Origin of the sequence: Dyadobacter luticola (assembly GCF_005860805.1) — a bacterium.
Taxonomy (GTDB): domain Bacteria; phylum Bacteroidota; class Bacteroidia; order Cytophagales; family Spirosomataceae; genus Dyadobacter; species Dyadobacter luticola.
The window spans coordinates 1,032,672-1,049,962 of the sequence record NZ_VCEJ01000005.1 but is presented as its reverse complement, the minus strand read 5'-3'; the positions used below and the strand labels follow the sequence as shown (position 1 = coordinate 1,049,962).

The following is a 17,291-nucleotide window of genomic DNA, read 5'->3' as shown; positions in this document are numbered from 1 at the left end:
TTAATATTTTGCTTTTCTCAACCGATACAACGTCTCAACCAAAACATCAATCTCCGAAGTGGTATTGTAGAAAGCCAGCGATGGCCGCACGGTTGTTTCCACGCCAAAACGCCGCAAAATCGGCTGGGCGCAGTGGTGGCCGGATCGGACTGCGATGCCTTCCTTGTTGAGCGCATCGCCTACTTCTTCGGTTTTATAGCCTTCAAAAACAAAGGACAAAACTGATGCCTTGTCGTCAGCCGTGCCGATCTGGCGCAGGCCGGGAATGTTTTTCAACAAGCCAGTTGCGTATTGCACTAGATAATGTTCGTACTGATAAATGGCGTCAATGCCGATTTTGTTGACGTAATCAATCGCCGCGCCTAGCCCGACTGCGTCTGCAATGTTGCCCGTTCCAGCTTCGAAACGGTTGGGCGATTTGTGAAAACGGGTGTGTTCAAAAGTCACGTCTTCGATCATATTGCCCCCGCCCTGCCATGGTTGGGTATCGTTCAGTAGTTCTTCTTTTCCATACAAAACACCAATGCCCGTCGGACCAAAAACCTTATGCCCCGAAAATACAAACCAATCCGCGTTCAAAGCCTGCACATCGGTGCGCAAATGGGAAACCGACTGCGCACCATCGACCAGCACTCTGGCCCCGGCGGCATGCGCCATTTCCACAATCTGTTTGGCCGGCGTAACCGTTCCCAATGCATTGGAAACCTGCGTAAACGATACCAGCCTCGTCCTGGCATTGAGCAGCTTTGCATATTCATGCAGCAAAATCTGCCCGCTGTCGTCTACCGGGATCACGCGGATTTTCAGGTTTTTTCGCCAGGCGAGCTGCTGCCAGGGGACAATGTTGGCGTGATGTTCGAGATTGCTGAGGATGATTTCGTCGCCTGCATGCAGGTTTTCATCACCCCAGGTTTTGGCAACCAGGTTAATGGCCTCCGTCGCGCCGCGTACGAAGATTACCTCATTCACGGAGCGTGCATTCAGGAACGCGCGTGTCTTCTCCCGGGCACTTTCGTAGGCATCGGTTGCGCGGGCGGCCAGCTCGTGGGCGGCGCGGTGAATATTGGAATTTTCGTGCTGGTAAAAATAGGCCACGCGATCAATCACCGACTGCGGTTTCTGCGTCGTGGCCGCATTATCAAACCAGATCAGCGGTTTGCCATTGACTTTTTCCTGCAAAATCGGGAAGTCTTTCCGGACCTGATTTACATCGAAAAAAGACTTCGATTTACCGCCCAAATGTGGGAACGAGGCACCATTCAGCTGCGAACTTTTGACGGGATTATAGCCAAACGGATCATTCCCCTGAAAACCCGCGCCCTGCAAAAAGTAGTAGCCCGCACCTTCCAGCCCGCCCGTTGAAGGCAGTTGGGGTGTACTTTTAAAAGTCGTCAATGTCGACCACAGCTTGTCCACACTAGGTTCGTAAGCAGTGTCGCGCGACTGCGGAAATGCCTTGGCATAACTGGGTCCGTGACGCTCCACTGACGGCGAAACGCCGCTGCCAGCTTCCGATTGCGGGACATGCCCGAGCCCCGTTTCAAAACCATGCAAATGCGAGCTCTCGATACCGGTCTTGCTCAGGTCAAGATGGTTCTCGCCCGTTGACGGTCGACTGATGCCCGGCGCGGCAGATGTAATGCCCGACTGTGACCTGGTGCCATAAACACCATTCGGCACCGAGGCCTGGGCTGCAGCCGGACTCACCTGACTGTCCTTTTGGACGCCCGAAGGCGACGCACCCAGACCCGAAACCCGGCTGCTCCCGCCCGTAAAATGCGGATCTGGGAAACTGGTCGGCGGGTTAGCCGCATCGAAGCTTTGACCGAAACCTGTGTCTTGACTTTTATTAAAAAGTGACGGCAGACGCTCATGGACGAGGTTCAGCGACTTTTGCAGCCGCGGATGATCGTCCAGATCGGGTGAAAAATTGGCTGCGGGAACTTCGTTGGGCAACAATTTAAAAAGTTCGTTCGCCAGATTTTCAATCTCATGCACATCCGGCAAACCGGAAATTCCATCGCCGGGCTGAGGTACATTAATATTTGTACTCATGGTAATTATTGATATCTACATCTTCCAGGACCGCAATCGCATCTTCAACCAGCACCGCGAGCGAGCAATAAAGCGATACCAGATATGAAGCAATGGCTTTATCATTAATTCCCATAAATCGCACTGAAAGTCCCGGCGACTGCTCACCTGGCAAGCCCGGCTGATACAATCCCACCACGCCCTGACGGCTCTCCCCTGTCCGGATCAAAAGGATCTTCGTTTTGCCATTTTCGATAGGCACTTTGTCGGATGGGAACAGCGGGATACCTCTCCACGTAATAAATTGCGAGCCGAAAAACGAAGCCGTCGGTGGTGGCACACCTTTGCGCGTACACTCACGACCAAACGCGGCGATGGCCTTGGGATGTAATAAAAAGAAACCAGGTTCCTTCCAGACTTTTGTGATCAGTTCGTCCAGATCGTCCGGCGTAGGCGGGCCGAGCCGGGTAGAAATGCGCTGCGAATCGGCGATGCTGCTCAATAATCCGTACTCTCCATTATTGATCAACTCACTTTCCTGGCGCTCCTTGATGCTCTCAATGGTCAGGCGGAGCTGCTCGCTGATCTGGTTGTAAGGTTTGCTGTACAAATCCGAAACGCGCGTATGCACATCCAGCACCGTATTCACGGCCGTGAGGTTGTATTCGCGCGGATTTTCAACATAATCAATAAAAGTATGCGGCAGCTCCCGCTCATCACGGCCCGAACAATCCACTTCCGCCACACTCCCATCTTTTACCTTGTTAAGCCTGTACACACCCGATTCGACGGGTATCCATTGCAGTAAATGCGTAAGCCATCGCGGCGTGATCGCTACCATCTGCGGAACGGTGCGTGTCGCAATGGCCAGCTGCCGGGCGGCTACATCACCCAGCGCGGTTTGTTGTGTGTTCTGTTTTGCCATTTTTATGTTTATAAAAATAAGTACGTTACCGCATCTCATGCGATGCGGTTTTTAACACGCAACTTAGTTCAATTACGTTTGCCGTTATTTGAAAATCGGGTAGCGTACCACCGGGCTTTCTATTTGCCCGTACCTAATTTTTTTGAAACAGAACATTTTACTAAACCGGCGACAATTCACATAAAATTCTTCTGCGAAGATCAGATAGAAGAACGAACCAACCAATCTATCTTTGGTCACTACCACTATATAAATGGTAGGATTTATAGAATTTGCAATTTGCTTTCATACCAACTAAAAAAAATATAATATACTAATCCGATAGAGTTTATATTTTTACAAAAAACATGTTTTGACGCCCAGTTGAATTATCCGTTATGTCAGTTCAGGATGCTTTGAAAATTTACCGTAATGAGAACCTCGCCATCGAGGCTTTCAAAAAATATCGGTTACAGAAGGGAATTACGTGCAAAAAATGTGGTCACACAGATCATTACTGGCTTGCATCGAAACACCAATTTCAATGTAAAATGTGCCGGTTCCGTACAACCTTGCAAAGCGGCACACTACTGGAAGGAAGCAAACTGCCAATATGGTATTTTTTTACCGCTTTGCACCTGTTGAAAGATCAGACCAACCTTTCGATTTCCGAATTTCAGCGCCATACCGAGCACAAATACAGCGAACCGCTATACGATTTTCTCCGGAGAATCCGCGTGCATTTATCCCTATCAGAGCGGAATGCTCTCCTGATCACTTTCCTGGAAATAGCAAGCATGGCTGGACACAAACGAGTTGATGTTCACGACAATTTTTAATTTAATTCTCTATTGGGACGTCCAGAGGATACGTTCAGGGCGTCATTGAACTCCTGCTAATCCACTAGGATCTTCGCTCAAAATCTTCGCCCTGCGCGTCAAGATAATGGGTAAAAGTTCTCGAATTTCGGCCTTCTTATATGATCGGCTTGGTCTCGCGGATCTTATGTTCTGCACTTTGACGATCTTCACAGCATACCAACATTGCAAACACGTTCGATGAAATGGATTACTCGGGAACGCCCGAAAATAGACCATGTTTTTCGGATCAAAGCCATTTCAACTGCATTTTTAACCAACACACAAGACAAAATCCGTCGGCATTTAGGAAATCTTTGACCAAAAAGTAATCTCCGTACAAACGAGTTATTTCTGTTCTATTTTCTAAATAATGGGTTTGATAGTATTGCAACGTCAACCACATTATTATAGAATGGAAAAGCAAACACTTATCTCGAGAAGAGCATGGCTCGGAGCAACATCGATGGCGGCGACAGCTGGACTAACCGGCTTGTACGTTACATCGGCTAATGGAGCCCCCATGAAAACACCTCCGTTATCTGCGGAGGAGATCGCTGCTATTGAGAGTGCGATCGGCAAAAAAGGCACTTACAATGAAGCCCAGGCGGTGCATACGATCGCCCTTCCAAGAAACGACCTTAAAATCGCAATCAAATCCGAAAGCGTTCCGATTTCCTTCGGATTTGGCGGCTGGGTTTCGATCAAAAAAACCGTTGACGGGAAGGCAGCGGTACTAATGAGCGACACTGTGCTGCTCCAAGAGGAAGTTAATCCGCTGATTTCGGCCGCACAGGCGGCTGGTCTGGAAGTCGGGGCAATTCATAACCACTTTTTTTATGAGGAGCCGCGCATATTTTATATGCATTTCCATGGCATGGGAACTCCTGCCGAACTTGCCAGAAAGTTTGCACTAGCTATCAAGGATGCCAAAATTGCACCAGCTAACCAGCCGGCTCCATCAGCCCCAGCGTCCCAAACAGCCAAAGACATCTTTGACATAGCCGCACTGGACGCAATCGTTAAAAATACCGGCGTCGTGAACGGACCAACTTACAAGTACACAGTGGGCCGGCAGGATCTGACTATTATGTCGATGGGCGCTGAAATGACAGCTGCGATTGGTTTGAATTCGTGGGCCAGTTTCGCAGGCACAAAGACAAACGCTCATATTGCTGGCGATATCGCTATGCTTGGACACGAAGTCAATTCGGTTATCAAAGTTTTGCGTGAGCATAAGCTCGAAGTAGTAGCGGTGCATAATCATATGCTCGACGAAGAGCCGCGAATGATATTTCTTCATTACTATGGAAAAGGTGCTGCGGAAGAGCTTGCTAACGGCTTTCGTGCTGCTTTGGATGTCCTCGGAAAAAACCCCGATAGATCACATTCCAACCACTGACGATAAAATGGATGCGGCACAGTATAGCTTAACTGATTTAACTAAGTATTTTCTCCGTCTTGGCACACTGGGTTTTGGTGGACCGGTAGCATTGATCGGCTACATGCACCGGGATCTGGTGGAAGATCGTAAGTGGATTTCCGAGGACGAGTACCGCGAGGGTTTGGCGCTGGCGCAGCTGGCCCCCGGCCCCCTGGCTGCGCAGCTAGGCATTTATCTTGGATACGTCCATTACGGGATTTTGGGAGCGACCCTTACCGGCCTTGCTTTCGTGCTTCCATCTTTTGTGATGGTGGTACTGCTGGGAATGGCGTATAAGCTGTACGGTGGACTGGCCTGGATGCAGTCTGTATTTTATGGCGTCGGCTCAGCGGTAATTGGTATCATTACCCTAAGCTGCTACAAGCTCACTATCAAATCGGTGAGCAAATTGGAATTCGCGGCGATCAAAAGTCGGTGGCTGCTGTGGCTATTTTTTATTGTAATGGCAGTGATCACTGCAATAACCCAGCGGGAAGAAGTTTGGCTTTTTATTATTCTTGGGCTGGTTTACATGATCATTAAAGCGCCGCCAAAATGGATTAAAAAGCCGTCTACCTCTTTATCTATTGTGTTATTGATCACAACAGGTTTCTGGGAGTTTGATGGTGACAAGCTTTGGAAGCTCGCGGTATTCTTTACCGAGGCTGGTGCATTTGTTTTTGGCAGCGGCCTGGCCATTATTCCCTTTTTACAAGCCGGAGTCGTCGGTGAAATGGGCTGGCTTAACGAGCAGCAGTTTTTGGATTCAGTCGCAGTAGCAATGATCACGCCCGGCCCCGTGGTCATCACTGTCGGATTCATTGGCTTTCTTGTTTCCGGTTTCGCAGGTGCGATTGTGGCGGCGCTGGGAGTGTTCCTGCCTTGCTTTGTATTTACTGTATTGCCCGCTCCATATTTCAAGAAAATATCAAAAAATGAAAGCATTAAGGCTTTTGTTGATGGCATTACCGCAGCCGTGGTGGGCGCATTGGTAGGATCGGTCGTTGTTATTGCTACGCGCTCGATTGTTGACATCACATCCGCTCTTATTGCTTTGGCATCGATTCTTGGTTTAATTTATATCAAGAAGCTGCAAGAGCCTCACATCATCCTGGCAGCGGCCATAGTGGGCTATTGCCTGAAAACCTATTTATAAAAGTTTATCTCAATGATTAGAAAATATTTACTAGAACTCATTCTACTTTTTTCGATCCCCGCGGCTGCTCAAAAGCAGGTTAACAAACATAGTGGCGTCTGGTTTGGGTATTTCAATCAGACCAGGCTGACCGACAAATTGGGCGTATGGCTCGACCTGCACGCAAGGCGCACCGACTTTCTTGACAGGTGGGCGACTCAAATTATCCGTCCAGGTATTACCTATTATGCCAATGATCACCTTCGTTTTACGGTAGGTTATGCGTACGCAAGAAGTTTCCCCGCAGCAGGTCTTCAAACCGTACGTCCTGAAAACCGATTATGGCAACAGGTTCTTTGGACAAGCAGACAAAAACGATTGCAAACGCAACAATGGATAAGAGTTGAAGAACGGTTTAACCGAAAAATTGCCAACGACCGGCTTCAAGAGGGATATAACTTTAATTTCCGTTTCCGCTACCTTCTAAATCTGATGGTGCCGTTAAATCGCGACTTTATTGAGCCTAACACGCTTTTCTTTGCCTTCAATGATGAAGTTCATATCAATGCCGGCAAAGAAATTACTTACAATGTTTTCGATCAGAACCGGTTGTTCTTCGGGCTCGGCTACCAATTTACCACGGGTCTCAATATTCAGGTTGGCTACATGAACCAGTTTCAACAGTTACCCGCAGGCAACCGTTTCAACAGCAATAATGTATTACGAATTTTTGCTTTTCATAACCTGGACTGTCGCCCAAAAACCAAGTAAATCCAATCAGCACGTAGAGGGTATACTTGCAGCATCGAAATCGTCCGATACTCTTGAAACGGATAGATACAAACGTCTCACAGAAGTTGTGCTAAACCCTATTATTAAGAAGGCGAAAGTATTTAAAGCAGTGATGGATTCTTTAAAGAATGCACGACAGACCTACCTGATTTAAGGCTGTGAACTGTCTGCCTCTAATCAAATTCGAATTACAACAACCAAAATCTTAAACCACATGATGGGCGCAGAAGTAAAACTGAATATTACGCCGTTCCTGGTTGTGTCCAATGCTTTGAGCGCGGCGACATTTTATGAAGTGGCATTTGGCGGAGTAGTATTAGAAAATTACACCAATAATGGCAGAACAAATGCGCGAATCGGAATTGGCAATGCAGACTTTTGGATTGGGGATGAAGAACCGGAATTCAATAATCTTAGTCCCACATCAATTGGAGGCTCCCCGGTCCGCATGGTTTTGACTACTTCTGAACCTGACAGAATATTTGACCAGGCCCTGCAGGCCGGAGCTACCCAAATATGTCCGGTCACCGTGGAAGAAGACTGGAAGATCGGAAAGCTTAAAGATCCGTTTGGTCACATTTGGGAAATTGGATGTCCGTTACCGGATGAGAATTGAGAAGTTACTATCGTGGGTTACGCCGCTAATAAAAGTTTGAATTCGCGGCTAACATTCTTTCCAGACACTTCGGTCGAGTTTGTAAACCGCGCAGAAATCTTCATCAAACGTTCGATTTTCGACAAAAGTAAAGCCAAACCTTTCATAAAATTTCCTCGCTCTGACATTTGAGGCAAGCGGATCAATAATGATTGCGGTCACTTCTGGCGATGAAAAACAACGGTCGATCGCCAACCGCATCATCGCGGTGCCATAGCCTTTACCAAGGTCATCTGCTTCACCGATCCAAATATCGATCGCACGGAGGTTCGCTGGCACTTCGCCCCAGTAGTGGCTGTCTTCCAGCAGGGGATCAATGATTTGAACAAAGCCAATCGGGCGACCATCCAGTTCGGCAATGAGTTGCTCGCGCCATTCGGGCGACCGCAACAATTCTGTTTCCCATCCCCAATCATCGTTCGGGTCTGACGCAACTGTGTGGGGCTGTTCATCCCAATACTGCAGAAGTGCCAGATCTTTAATTGTAGCTGCTCGGAAATCTATCATTTCGGTTTCAATTTTACCACTATTATCTCGCGGATAGCATTTACTAAGATACTTCCTTCTGGCAAAGTATTTGAAATGAAGTGTGTATGAAAATAATATTCGGAATAATGGTTGCCACACTGATCGCAGCTGAGTCTCCGCGACAGGTCCTGCTTTTCTATACAAACAGCGGTTTAACAAAGCAGAAATCGCAAATGGCGATCTTTGATGCACATCAAAAAGACATGATTGAGCGTGATATTAACGTGCAACGTTTTCCTTTTTCCGGGAAGAATTTGTCTGCTTGGAAAAAGTGGGACATTGATAGCACCGCTTCTTTCACTTTTATATTAGTTGGCCGCGATGGTAGTGAAAAGTTGAGATCCAGCGAGGTGGTTAGTGCTGAAAAGTTGTTTGGCCTGATTGACGCTATGCCGATGCGAAAAAATGAGATCAAGCGCAGCCGAGGTAATAATCCAAAGTAGCAACAAATGGGTCAGCGTCAATCAAAGGAAACGCCATCTTATTTAAATTTTGACGACGGCGCCTATCCCTGGAAGTCGGACATTGACTACAAAAAACATCCGGAGTTGTACTGCGTGGGTAAAGGCGAGCAGGGCGTCTTGATTTGTGAGCCTTATAAATCGGAGATCGGGCAGTTTTGGCAATCCAAAGTGGCGGAAGGCAGAACCTTGGCCCATAACTCAGACTGACGAGTTCAACCTCTTCTTATCCACTTGATTTGAGAATTTCCCCAGCAAAATCTTCAACTTAGGATCAATGAACGTCTTGCAGAAAGGCTTGTAAGGATTTTTGGAATAATAGTCCAGATACTTTTCATTATTCAGTTTAAACTTTCCAAACGGGATTACCTCGGTAATAATCCTCTGATCAAAGTCGGCCTGCAACTCCTTAATCGCCTGGTTTGCGCAGCAAAACTGTTTGTCGTCGAATGTATAAATTGCTGATCGATACTTGAATCGCATGGAATGGTCGGACGTACAGCTGTGCGTATGAAGATGAATTTCGATCAATGTTTGCAACGAAATTTCGGCCGCATCAAATTCAAACACGACAGCCTCAGAATACCGCGTTGGATTGTCATCAGCCGCGATCCACCCCTGGCTGACATGGAGCACGCCTTTCAATGATTGAAATATGGCCTCGGTGCACCAGTGGCAGCTCCCGCCCAATCCGATTTTGTTTGTCGATGACATTCGTTGTGCTTTCTGAGGCGCGGATTTTGTACCTCTTTACTAAACTTAACCTATTCCAAAAAAACTCCAAATGCAAGCAACTCCATTGACGAAAATCGATATTAACGAACTTACCCAGTCAATAACAGATAAATACGCAAATTTTACCGTAGCTGAGTTAAATGACCATGTTGTCAGGGTGAGTGTAATGACAGAACCTTACCACTGGCATTATCATCCCAATTCGGACGAGACGTTTATGACCGTGGAAGGTGTCTTATTGATTGATCTTGAAACGGAAACCATCGAATTACTTCCTGGTCAACTTTTTACAATTCCTAAAAACACCGCCCACCGGACCCGGCCGAAGGGAGAGCGTTCTGTGAATATAACAATTGAACATTCTCAGTTAGAAACGGTCATTACGGATAGCGAACTTGACTAAATAGTGGTTCTAGAATACTTCGATTAGCCTCACCCCACCTGGCTGTCGATTCAATGACAGGGATCAGGCTTTCGCCTAACTGGGTCAGTTTGTATTCGACCTTCAACAGTTTTTGATCAAAGCTGGTTTTAGATAATATACCATGCTCCACCAACTGTGTCAACTGCGTATCCAGCAATCTGCGCGATGCTTTTGGGATTTTACGACGTAGCTCGCCCGGGCGGTTTATGCCGCAATGGATACGCCATATGAGTTTGATCTTCCATTTCCCGCTCAATACTTCCATGAAAAGATGAAGTCCGCATTCTGTTTCGACTGGTAATTTTCGCTCGTACATCCTGCAAAGATAAAATTTTTTGGTACGGCTGAATTTAGCCATACTTGACTCAGAATTGGCCAGGGTTGTCCTTTGTATTGATGAAACAGAAATTATTCGGAACACAAACAGGATTGCCCGCCAGCGAGTTGATCATGGGCGGCTCACAACTGGGCCAGCGCCGCGGAAATGGGACTTCTGCGGAAGAAGCCATACAAATTTTGTCGGCTTATGCCGATGCAGGTGGCAACTTCATTGATTTGTCGGACCGCTATCAATTTGGCGAAGCGGAGGAAATCGTCGGCCAGTTTACCACGAGCAATCGCCACAATTTTATTTTTTGCACCAAGTACACGGCGGGCGGGGAGCCCAATCCTTCGGTCGTTAATTTGGGGAACCATCGCAAAGCCATGCGGCAGGCCGTCGAGGGAAGTTTGAAAAGGCTGAAAACGGATTATATCGACATCTATATCCCCCACTACGACGACGGCATTACACCACTAGACGAAATCGCCCGCGGCTTGGAAGATCTTGTTGATGCTGGTAAAGTTTTGTACACAGGCCTCGCAAACTTCCCGGCCTGGAAAGCAGCTTCGATTGCCACGTCCATTCCGTTGCACGCTATTCAATTTGAATATAACCTTGTCCAAAGGGCTGCGGAGCGTGAACTGAAACCCATGGCAACGCATTTCGGACTGGGCATGATGTGCTATTCTCCCCTAGCCGGAGGATTACTTACTGCAAAATACAGGCATGGCTCGTCTGGCCGGCTGACAAAATCTGATAGTAACTATCAGGAAGACCCGCAAACAAAATCAATCATCGATGAACTGGAACTGATAGCCGAAGAACTTGATGTAACGCCCGGTCAGGTAGCAACGGCCTGGATAATGACCAAAGGTGTTTTCCCAATCATCGGGGCAAGTACCCTATCGCATCTTGAAACAAGTCTGAAAGTTTCAGATATTAAGCTGGATACCGAACAAGTGACCCGGCTCGATAATGTCAGCGCCGTCCCGATGGGGTATCCTCATGAACTACTTTCGACCGTGCAGAGACAGTATCAAGCATCATAATCCGTCGATTTCGTAAGCGCTTCCCATTCCTTGTAAGAGGAAGACAGCAGGTCCAACTTGGCGAATGCGCGGGCATAAGCGTCGCTACCCAAAAGTAAATACAAAGGTGGCTGTGCCATTTCGGTCACTTTAATCATGCCCTTTGCAGCTTTTGCCGGATCGCCCATCTGCGTGCCACTTTTGGCCGCAAACTTTTCCTGCAGAGACTGTACTTCCGAATAAGCATCTATTTTGCGTTGCGACAATACCAGCGAATCCGGATTGTTGAAGTTGGTGCGAAAAGCGCCGGGAGCCACCAGCGTCAATTTGATACCCAGGTGACGGACATCGTCAGCCAGCACTTCGGTCAGGCCGATCACAGCGTGCTTAGCAGCGCCGTAAATGGACCAGCCTTGCGCTCGGGGCAATACCAGCAGTCGAAGAAATGTTGATAATATGACCTGATCCCTGCCTGCGCATCACAGGCAAAACGTGACGGATGACATGGATCGTACCAAATACATTAATGTCAAAACTATCGCGGACTTCCTTGTCCGTCAGCTCTTCCATGCTCCCGCCGATGCCATAACCGGCATTGTTGACCACCACGTCGATCCGGCCGAAATGTTGATCCGTCTGCCCAATGGCTGTCGCGACGCTTTCGTCGCTATCCAGTTCCACTCGTAATCGTAAAAATGCATCTCCCTGAAAGCCGACTGCCTCAGCAAGGCTGGCCGTGTTGCGGGAAGTAGCCGCTACCCGGTGGCCTGCCTGCAATAACTGCTTCACTAATGTCAATCCCAGGCCCTTTGAAGCGCCTGTGACAAACCATGTTTTTCTGTTTTCCATATCCGGTATTTTGATATGGCAAAAGTAGGATGGCCATCCAGTCCGGGCATTACCGCGATCAAACGGATGCTATCGAAATTCAAACATCCCGCACGGCTGTCCCGATCTGCCCGCACGTTTGTCTTGTATCCCCTACCCTTGTCAATGAAGCAGACATTAGCTTTGTGAATCACAGATACTAAAAACCAATGAACAAGAAAAACCTGGCCATTAATACAGAGGTAACCCAGTTTCTGGATGAACTTGCTCATCCGCTCAGGAGCGAAATTGATGCGCTGCGCTCGATCATATTATCAGCGGACACCCGGCTTAACGAAAACATCAAATGGAATGGACCCAACTATTCGATTGGCGGCGGGGACAGGATCACGATGAAAATCTTGCCTCCGACAAAAATTCAACTCATCTTTCACCGGGGGGCAAAGGTCAAAGAACAACCAAATGCCAGGTTAATCGAAGATGAAAATCACCTTCTGCTTTGGAAGGAAAATGATCGGGCTATCGCAACCTTTAACACGCTCGAATCGATTGAGACTAGTAAGGATGCCTTAATCAAGATTATTCATGATTGGATTTTGAAGAGTGTTTCCTGAACCTCACTGTAATACGTGGGGCTTGTTTCCAACACGATCGCCCAGTTTCATACATTGCGATCCCTACGCGGGCCGCCCGTAAGATATTCAGGCACTTCCCGGGAGATTTATATAAATTGCCTTTTTTAACCAAACACCCTTTCCACATGGCACATACTACCTCCAATCCGAAGATCCACGAAGGCCGTAACTTAAAGAGGTTCAGGGAGTTATTTAGCCTCAAACAGGAAGCGCTTGCGTTTGAGCTTGGCGAAGACTGGAACCAGCAAAAAGTCTCACTTCTCGAACAGAGGGAAAAGATTGATAATGATATTTTGGAGCAAGTTGCGGCTATTTTGAGAATTCCGGCTGATGCAATTCGGAATTTCGATGAACAGCAGGCTATCAACATTATATCAAATAACACTTTCGACAATTGTGCTCAACCCGCCTCGGTTTTCAATAATTCCACAATCCATCCAATTGATAAAATGATTCAGCTCCATGAGGAGAAGATTGCTTTGTATGAGCGGATGTTGAAGGAGAAGGATGAGATGATGGAGCGGTTGGAGCGGTTGATTGGGGGGAATAAATAGTTGAAAAACAAAGCTCCGGGGGAGCTCCCTGTTTATAGAAATATCATCGAACATAAATTTTTTCGGCCCCAGCGGGGCCTCCTGTAAATCCGCCGTTAACTAGGAGACCCCTCTGGGGCCTTTGCTGTAAATTAAAACCCATTTTCTATAAACAGGAAGCCGCTCTGCGGCTGATAATGCGATATATTATACGTTGATTATAAAAGTTAACATTAGATAGAAGCAATAATATGGCTTTATTTGATCCAACTCATCCGGGCGAACTTATCCGAGAAACGCCTGACGGGATTTATGAGGAAACTGGACAAAAACTTAATGTTGAGCAGGTTGCTGCAGTATTGGAGACAACTCGCAAAACGCTGTCTGCGATTATCAATGGAAAATCTGCGATGTCACCTGAAATGGCAATCCGTTTAGGTGCTGCATTCCCTAACACAGATGCCGAGTTTTGGTTATCCGTACAGAAAAATTATGATCTTGCACAGGCCAGGAAGCGTGTGGATGCTTCTAAAATCCGGGCAATTTGGGAGCCGAGGGCTTTGCAGCCTGCCTGAACATCGCAAATTATGATACCTCAGAGATTAGCGAGATTGTCGAATTTTGATTATTTAAATGCAGGATGTTAAAGGATACGGATGAGATTATGAGACAGTTGGAGCGGTTGATTGGGTGAGCTGGTAGAAAAGTTTACTATTGATTGCCTCCGGCCCTAAAAGGATCCAATCGCAACTTAATTGTGGAAAAAACGCAGATTGTCATTGTAATCCAGGCAATTGATTCATTTTCCTTTTCATTAAAACTATCTCTCTGTTTCCGACTACTTTTAAAATAATAATGAGACAAATTCCCTCTAATACATATTATTGCTTTGATAATACCAAGATTGTCGTATTTCCAACCCTTTTCTTGTAGGAAATTCACCATCCAGGATTTGTGAGTATTTTTCTCCGTATCATTATCGAGGTATAGAACTGTTTCTGATATAGCGTGCATTAGAGTTGGTGCGTTTTCAAAGGCGTTTTCGACCTTGTGGTTTTTTGATTGTCCATTTCCAAATAAGCCTTCAAGCATTAGGTAAAAATTTAAAAATGCTTCGCTATACCCGAAATTATGAAAATGATTAGATCCTATTCGGAAAAATGACAGTGGAGATACGAGGTGCATAACTCTATCCCGATGAACTACTGTTTCCTGCAACCAAGTTAATGTAATTTCTGACTTAGGTAAATTGTACTGAAAGGATCGCTTATAGGTTGGCATTGTTATTTTGACTTTCTCATCCTCTGTCTCAGGAACCCAGGTTATTCTTGGGGTCTGCCAGTAAATTTTTCGTAAACCAAAGTCCAGAGCAGCAAAAGATTCTATGTGCTGCATCAACATTTCCTCTTCTGAAAAATTTTGCATTGGAATGTACATTTCTGGATTCCTGTCTTTCTTAAATATAATTTGAGGCAATAAATGGTCATAGTCTTTGATTTCCCTTTCAATAGAAACTTTTTCTAAACTATTTTCATCGTTTGGAACAAAGCGTATTACTCGCGGATATAATTTCATTTCAAGGGTTTTCTTTAGTGGAACTAGTCCCTCGGCTTCCGCCTCAAATATTATTTTCATACTTCTCTATTTAAGCTTCAAATGAAAAAGATAAGTAAAAAAGCGTCTTTCCTACTCACTGGCCTCGTTCACTAAAATGATGTTTAAATATGAGGTTCATAACTCTGTTTGTTGCTTTTCGTACTAAGATAAAGTCTCCCTATCTTCGTGTACACAAATTCGTAAAGACATGAGAATCATAACAGCTAGGGAATTTCGGGGAAAGTAGAAGGATTATCTGGATCTTGCCGAGAAGGAACGGGTGATCATTCACCGGGGAAAGAATAAGAAGTCAGTTTTACTCACGCCAATTGATGAAAGTACTGAAACTGATGTCTTTTTTTTGGCCTGCAAGTATTAAATGCAATTTAAGAAGGCATTAAGTACGTGAAGGCTGGAAGAGTGACTTCCATTCGCGACCTTAAAAATATATGGGGAGATATTCTGTAAACTCACAATGATCATCCCACCCTAACCCCAATCAACTCCACCCCCAACACCTCCTCAATCCGCACAATCGTCTCAATGGTAAAATTGCTATTTCCTTTCACCCAGGAATTCACAGTCTGAGGTGTTACCTGCAACTTCTCCGCCAAATCCTTTTGGCTCATTCCAAGTTTGCGCAACTGAGCCAGGATATTAATCGCAATAATCCTTGACTTTTCAAGCGCTTTCGGATTTTCGGCTTTGCGGGCTGCGCGCTCTTTCCATTTGCTGGATTCAGCGGCTGCGACTGACTCCAATTTTTGTAATATATCTTCTCTCGTTTGCATATTCATTTAAAATCAATGTATCCCCAATCTTCTACGGTTTCGGTATTTAGTTTTTTCAAAAATCTCACGAGCACATTCAGCTTTTCGAGTTCTTCTTTCAAATGCTCGCGCTCATTCATTGTCTTAGTTAATTTGATTGCGCTACCGAGATTATAAAAAGGTCGAGATTTAGTCTGACAGCATAAACCCTGAGCCATGATTTTGCGCCCATTCCATAAGCTTTACTCTTTTCATTTACGATTTTGATTCTTTCAGTTTTGTCCAGTGCTTTAAAAATATCTCCGAGCCTTTTTCCAAATCCTGCCCTTGTGCTACGCTCAATAACTGTTTTTCAAATGCATCCGCTTCTGACAATGTAATCGAAACAGCTTGGCTTACTGAGCAATAGCCGTAAAAATCTTTGACAAGATCCTGCTCATGCTCGGTGAAAAATGCATCCAAATATTCCGAATTTTCCCACCGATTGAATGTGCGGTCAAATTCGTTTTCATTATTTCCTTCAAATCGGGCCGCCCAAAGCGTCTCGGGCACAATGCGTGTAAGCTCAACAATCTTCATGGATACAACCGCACTTTTGCGGCTTGATAATGTGTGTAGATATGAAAAACTACTAGATTTCAAAGGTAGCAAAACTTCAACAAATCAGATTATAACCTTATTTTTCATGGCACTGGTCAAGCAAGTAGTGGACATCATCGATACAAGAAAGGCTGATTGTCATTGCATTGTCCTTTACCATTCATACATTGATATGTACTTGACGTTTGTTTTTTAATGAAAACTTTCAATCAGAAACTTAGCTATGTCTTCCTCCTCGCTGTTCCCGTCATCGTAACCGTGATGGCTTTTGTTTTGGGGCACCAATCCCATTGGGTTTACCTGCCGGGCTGGTTCCTGAACATGCTGCTCATGTTCCTGGCTGTGAAGACGCTGGGAGATGCAAAAAGTGAGACTGTTCGCGGCATCGCATGGCCCCTAATCATGTCCTGGGCGCCTGTTTCTGTTTTTGCCGGAATGGGCCCGCCGCCTGAAACTGCCGAGGGATGGGCAGCGCTAGCATGGGAGCAGCAATTGCGATACTGCATTCTAATCGTGAGCGGTACGTTCACCGCGATTGGTTTTTTTAGAATGTATGATATGCTTAAGAGCGGCCCGGGTGTGCGTTTCGCAAAGGTCGGCAAGATGATGTTTGTAATAGCGCTTCCACTTTTCATCGCAAACATGATCTACTGGGGATTTTTTCTGACGAATGTATTTGTGAAATATTCTCAACCCGGGGCGCCTGCCGAGCCCGACTGGCTTCAAACACTATCCACCGCCTTCACTGTTGTAAGAATGGCAGAAGTAACACTGATCTACTTAGGCACAGCTATGTTCGCTTATGCGCTAAGCAGATCTGGCCATCTCAGTCGGCTTGCCAGCTCTATCTACATTTTCTTCTGTTGCCTGGGCGCACTATTAAACCTGCTGCCCGCCAACCTCCCCGCGCCGCTTGTCATTGCCAACTATGTGTCCTATATCCCGGCTATCACCCTGCTAATGCCGTATGTGATTGGGGTGAATTTGCTAAGGAAAACAAAAAAGTCTGCAAATCAATGATTTGCAGACTT

Annotated in this window: 23 protein-coding genes; 13 read left to right on the top strand and 10 right to left on the bottom strand. The window is 46.1% G+C overall.

The window, feature by feature from the left end; translation table 11 throughout:
• Together FEN17_RS23560 and FEN17_RS23555 are read right to left on the bottom strand one after the other, a co-directional pair.
• Positions 1-2,055, bottom strand: a complete 2,055-nt coding sequence (locus FEN17_RS23560) for a family 2A encapsulin nanocompartment cargo protein cysteine desulfurase (RefSeq protein ID WP_138367821.1) — start codon at positions 2,053-2,055, stop codon at positions 1-3.
• Positions 2,039-2,959, bottom strand: a complete 921-nt coding sequence (locus tag FEN17_RS23555; RefSeq protein WP_138367820.1) for a family 2A encapsulin nanocompartment shell protein — start codon at positions 2,957-2,959, stop codon at positions 2,039-2,041. The genes FEN17_RS23560 and FEN17_RS23555 overlap by 17 nt, the downstream gene beginning before the upstream one ends.
• Positions 2,960-3,336: 377 nt before the next feature.
• Here FEN17_RS23555 and FEN17_RS28060 point away from each other — a divergent pair, with 377 nt between their 5' ends.
• The 5 genes from FEN17_RS28060 to FEN17_RS23530 all read left to right on the top strand — a co-directional run bounded on the left by FEN17_RS28060 (position 3,337) and on the right by FEN17_RS23530 (position 7,761).
• Positions 3,337-3,777: a transposase gene (locus FEN17_RS28060; protein WP_138367819.1), complete on the top strand. Its 441-nt coding sequence runs from the start codon at positions 3,337-3,339 to the stop codon at positions 3,775-3,777.
• Positions 3,778-4,318: 541 nt separating this feature from the next.
• A complete protein-coding gene (locus FEN17_RS23545) occupies positions 4,319-5,197 on the top strand; it encodes a DUF1259 domain-containing protein (RefSeq protein WP_229208963.1) in 879 nt (292 codons plus the stop codon).
• Between the two features lie 7 nt (positions 5,198-5,204).
• Complete coding sequence (locus FEN17_RS23540; protein WP_138367818.1) at positions 5,205-6,374, top strand: chromate transporter; 1,170 nt, start codon at positions 5,205-5,207, stop codon at positions 6,372-6,374.
• Positions 6,375-6,386: 12 nt separating this feature from the next.
• Positions 6,387-7,124, top strand: coding sequence for a DUF2490 domain-containing protein (locus tag FEN17_RS23535; RefSeq protein WP_138367817.1), 738 nt, complete (start codon positions 6,387-6,389; stop codon positions 7,122-7,124).
• 235 nt (positions 7,125-7,359) lie between these two features.
• Positions 7,360-7,761: a VOC family protein gene (locus FEN17_RS23530; protein WP_138367816.1), complete on the top strand. Its 402-nt coding sequence runs from the start codon at positions 7,360-7,362 to the stop codon at positions 7,759-7,761.
• 48 nt (positions 7,762-7,809) lie between these two features.
• On the opposite strand, the gene FEN17_RS23525 is transcribed toward FEN17_RS23530, so the two are convergent.
• Complete coding sequence (locus tag FEN17_RS23525) at positions 7,810-8,307, bottom strand: GNAT family N-acetyltransferase (RefSeq protein WP_138367815.1); 498 nt, start codon at positions 8,305-8,307, stop codon at positions 7,810-7,812.
• Between the two features lie 86 nt (positions 8,308-8,393).
• On the opposite strand from FEN17_RS23525, the gene FEN17_RS23520 reads away from it, so the two are divergent.
• Positions 8,394-8,771 (top strand): DUF4174 domain-containing protein, encoded by a 378-nt coding sequence (locus FEN17_RS23520; protein WP_138367814.1) that lies wholly within the window; start codon positions 8,394-8,396, stop codon positions 8,769-8,771.
• Between the two features lie 6 nt (positions 8,772-8,777).
• Complete coding sequence (locus FEN17_RS23515) at positions 8,778-8,999, top strand: DUF4385 family protein (RefSeq protein ID WP_138367813.1); 222 nt, start codon at positions 8,778-8,780, stop codon at positions 8,997-8,999.
• Here the strand turns inward: FEN17_RS23515 and FEN17_RS23510 are convergent.
• Positions 8,991-9,503, bottom strand: a complete 513-nt coding sequence (locus FEN17_RS23510; RefSeq protein WP_138367812.1) for a peptide-methionine (S)-S-oxide reductase — start codon at positions 9,501-9,503, stop codon at positions 8,991-8,993. The genes FEN17_RS23515 and FEN17_RS23510 overlap by 9 nt on opposite strands.
• 70 nt (positions 9,504-9,573) lie before the next feature.
• On the opposite strand from FEN17_RS23510, the gene FEN17_RS23505 reads away from it, so the two are divergent.
• On the top strand, positions 9,574-9,927 hold the full coding sequence (locus FEN17_RS23505) for a cupin domain-containing protein (RefSeq protein ID WP_138367811.1): 354 nt from the start codon (positions 9,574-9,576) through the stop codon (positions 9,925-9,927).
• Here FEN17_RS23505 and FEN17_RS23500 read toward each other — a convergent pair.
• Positions 9,905-10,306, bottom strand: a complete 402-nt coding sequence (locus tag FEN17_RS23500; protein WP_229208962.1) for a winged helix-turn-helix transcriptional regulator — start codon at positions 10,304-10,306, stop codon at positions 9,905-9,907. The two genes, FEN17_RS23505 and FEN17_RS23500, sit on opposite strands and share 23 nt — an antisense overlap.
• A 38-nt stretch (positions 10,307-10,344) precedes the next feature.
• On the opposite strand from FEN17_RS23500, the gene FEN17_RS23495 reads away from it, so the two are divergent.
• On the top strand, positions 10,345-11,319 hold the full coding sequence (locus FEN17_RS23495) for an aldo/keto reductase (protein ID WP_138367810.1): 975 nt from the start codon (positions 10,345-10,347) through the stop codon (positions 11,317-11,319).
• On the opposite strand, the gene FEN17_RS27875 is transcribed toward FEN17_RS23495, so the two are convergent.
• Positions 11,307-11,726 (bottom strand): SDR family NAD(P)-dependent oxidoreductase, encoded by a 420-nt coding sequence (locus FEN17_RS27875; RefSeq protein WP_310589782.1) that lies wholly within the window; start codon positions 11,724-11,726, stop codon positions 11,307-11,309. The genes FEN17_RS23495 and FEN17_RS27875 overlap by 13 nt on opposite strands.
• Positions 11,686-12,147, bottom strand: coding sequence for an SDR family NAD(P)-dependent oxidoreductase (locus FEN17_RS27870; RefSeq protein WP_310589781.1), 462 nt, complete (start codon positions 12,145-12,147; stop codon positions 11,686-11,688). Before FEN17_RS27870 ends, FEN17_RS27875 begins: the two co-directional genes overlap by 41 nt.
• 188 nt (positions 12,148-12,335) lie before the next feature.
• On the opposite strand from FEN17_RS27870, the gene FEN17_RS23485 reads away from it, so the two are divergent.
• From FEN17_RS23485 to FEN17_RS23475, 3 genes are all read left to right on the top strand, one after another.
• Positions 12,336-12,740: a DUF1801 domain-containing protein gene (locus FEN17_RS23485; RefSeq protein ID WP_138367809.1), complete on the top strand. Its 405-nt coding sequence runs from the start codon at positions 12,336-12,338 to the stop codon at positions 12,738-12,740.
• Positions 12,741-12,886: 146 nt separating this feature from the next.
• Positions 12,887-13,315, top strand: coding sequence for a helix-turn-helix domain-containing protein (locus FEN17_RS23480; protein WP_138367808.1), 429 nt, complete (start codon positions 12,887-12,889; stop codon positions 13,313-13,315).
• A 230-nt stretch (positions 13,316-13,545) separates the two neighbouring features.
• Positions 13,546-13,869: a HigA family addiction module antitoxin gene (locus FEN17_RS23475; protein WP_138367807.1), complete on the top strand. Its 324-nt coding sequence runs from the start codon at positions 13,546-13,548 to the stop codon at positions 13,867-13,869.
• Positions 13,870-14,005: 136 nt separating this feature from the next.
• Here FEN17_RS23475 and FEN17_RS23470 read toward each other — a convergent pair whose 3' ends face one another.
• The 3 genes from FEN17_RS23470 to FEN17_RS23460 all read right to left on the bottom strand — a co-directional run bounded on the left by FEN17_RS23470 (position 14,006) and on the right by FEN17_RS23460 (position 16,239).
• Positions 14,006-14,929, bottom strand: coding sequence for a hypothetical protein (locus FEN17_RS23470; protein WP_138367806.1), 924 nt, complete (start codon positions 14,927-14,929; stop codon positions 14,006-14,008).
• A gap of 440 nt (positions 14,930-15,369) precedes the next feature.
• Positions 15,370-15,681 (bottom strand): helix-turn-helix transcriptional regulator, encoded by a 312-nt coding sequence (locus FEN17_RS23465; protein WP_171037984.1) that lies wholly within the window; start codon positions 15,679-15,681, stop codon positions 15,370-15,372.
• A 234-nt stretch (positions 15,682-15,915) separates the two neighbouring features.
• Complete coding sequence (locus FEN17_RS23460) at positions 15,916-16,239, bottom strand: hypothetical protein (RefSeq protein ID WP_138367804.1); 324 nt, start codon at positions 16,237-16,239, stop codon at positions 15,916-15,918.
• Between the two features lie 216 nt (positions 16,240-16,455).
• Here FEN17_RS23460 and FEN17_RS23455 point away from each other — a divergent pair, with 216 nt between their 5' ends.
• The gene (locus tag FEN17_RS23455; protein ID WP_138367803.1) at positions 16,456-17,280 is read left to right on the top strand and encodes a hypothetical protein; all 825 of its coding nucleotides are present in this window, start codon (positions 16,456-16,458) and stop codon (positions 17,278-17,280) included.
• Positions 17,281-17,291: the final 11 nt, after the last annotated feature.

Coding starts and splice junctions, on each gene's coding strand:
- FEN17_RS23560 (WP_138367821.1), bottom strand. CDS start 2,055: ATGAGTACAAATATTAATGTACCTCAGCCCGGCGATGGAATTTCCGGT.
- FEN17_RS23555 (WP_138367820.1), bottom strand. CDS start 2,959: ATGGCAAAACAGAACACACAACAAACCGCGCTGGGTGATGTAGCCGCC.
- FEN17_RS28060 (WP_138367819.1), top strand. CDS start 3,337: ATGTCAGTTCAGGATGCTTTGAAAATTTACCGTAATGAGAACCTCGCC.
- FEN17_RS23545 (WP_229208963.1), top strand. CDS start 4,319: ATGAAAACACCTCCGTTATCTGCGGAGGAGATCGCTGCTATTGAGAGT.
- FEN17_RS23540 (WP_138367818.1), top strand. CDS start 5,205: ATGGATGCGGCACAGTATAGCTTAACTGATTTAACTAAGTATTTTCTC.
- FEN17_RS23535 (WP_138367817.1), top strand. CDS start 6,387: ATGATTAGAAAATATTTACTAGAACTCATTCTACTTTTTTCGATCCCC.
- FEN17_RS23530 (WP_138367816.1), top strand. CDS start 7,360: ATGATGGGCGCAGAAGTAAAACTGAATATTACGCCGTTCCTGGTTGTG.
- FEN17_RS23525 (WP_138367815.1), bottom strand. CDS start 8,307: ATGATAGATTTCCGAGCAGCTACAATTAAAGATCTGGCACTTCTGCAG.
- FEN17_RS23520 (WP_138367814.1), top strand. CDS start 8,394: ATGAAAATAATATTCGGAATAATGGTTGCCACACTGATCGCAGCTGAG.
- FEN17_RS23515 (WP_138367813.1), top strand. CDS start 8,778: ATGGGTCAGCGTCAATCAAAGGAAACGCCATCTTATTTAAATTTTGAC.
- FEN17_RS23510 (WP_138367812.1), bottom strand. CDS start 9,503: ATGTCATCGACAAACAAAATCGGATTGGGCGGGAGCTGCCACTGGTGC.
- FEN17_RS23505 (WP_138367811.1), top strand. CDS start 9,574: ATGCAAGCAACTCCATTGACGAAAATCGATATTAACGAACTTACCCAG.
- FEN17_RS23500 (WP_229208962.1), bottom strand. CDS start 10,306: ATGGCTAAATTCAGCCGTACCAAAAAATTTTATCTTTGCAGGATGTAC.
- FEN17_RS23495 (WP_138367810.1), top strand. CDS start 10,345: ATGAAACAGAAATTATTCGGAACACAAACAGGATTGCCCGCCAGCGAG.
- FEN17_RS27870 (WP_310589781.1), bottom strand. CDS start 12,147: ATGGAAAACAGAAAAACATGGTTTGTCACAGGCGCTTCAAAGGGCCTG.
- FEN17_RS23485 (WP_138367809.1), top strand. CDS start 12,336: ATGAACAAGAAAAACCTGGCCATTAATACAGAGGTAACCCAGTTTCTG.
- FEN17_RS23480 (WP_138367808.1), top strand. CDS start 12,887: ATGGCACATACTACCTCCAATCCGAAGATCCACGAAGGCCGTAACTTA.
- FEN17_RS23475 (WP_138367807.1), top strand. CDS start 13,546: ATGGCTTTATTTGATCCAACTCATCCGGGCGAACTTATCCGAGAAACG.
- FEN17_RS23470 (WP_138367806.1), bottom strand. CDS start 14,929: ATGAAAATAATATTTGAGGCGGAAGCCGAGGGACTAGTTCCACTAAAG.
- FEN17_RS23465 (WP_171037984.1), bottom strand. CDS start 15,681: ATGCAAACGAGAGAAGATATATTACAAAAATTGGAGTCAGTCGCAGCC.
- FEN17_RS23460 (WP_138367804.1), bottom strand. CDS start 16,239: ATGAAGATTGTTGAGCTTACACGCATTGTGCCCGAGACGCTTTGGGCG.
- FEN17_RS23455 (WP_138367803.1), top strand. CDS start 16,456: ATGAAAACTTTCAATCAGAAACTTAGCTATGTCTTCCTCCTCGCTGTT.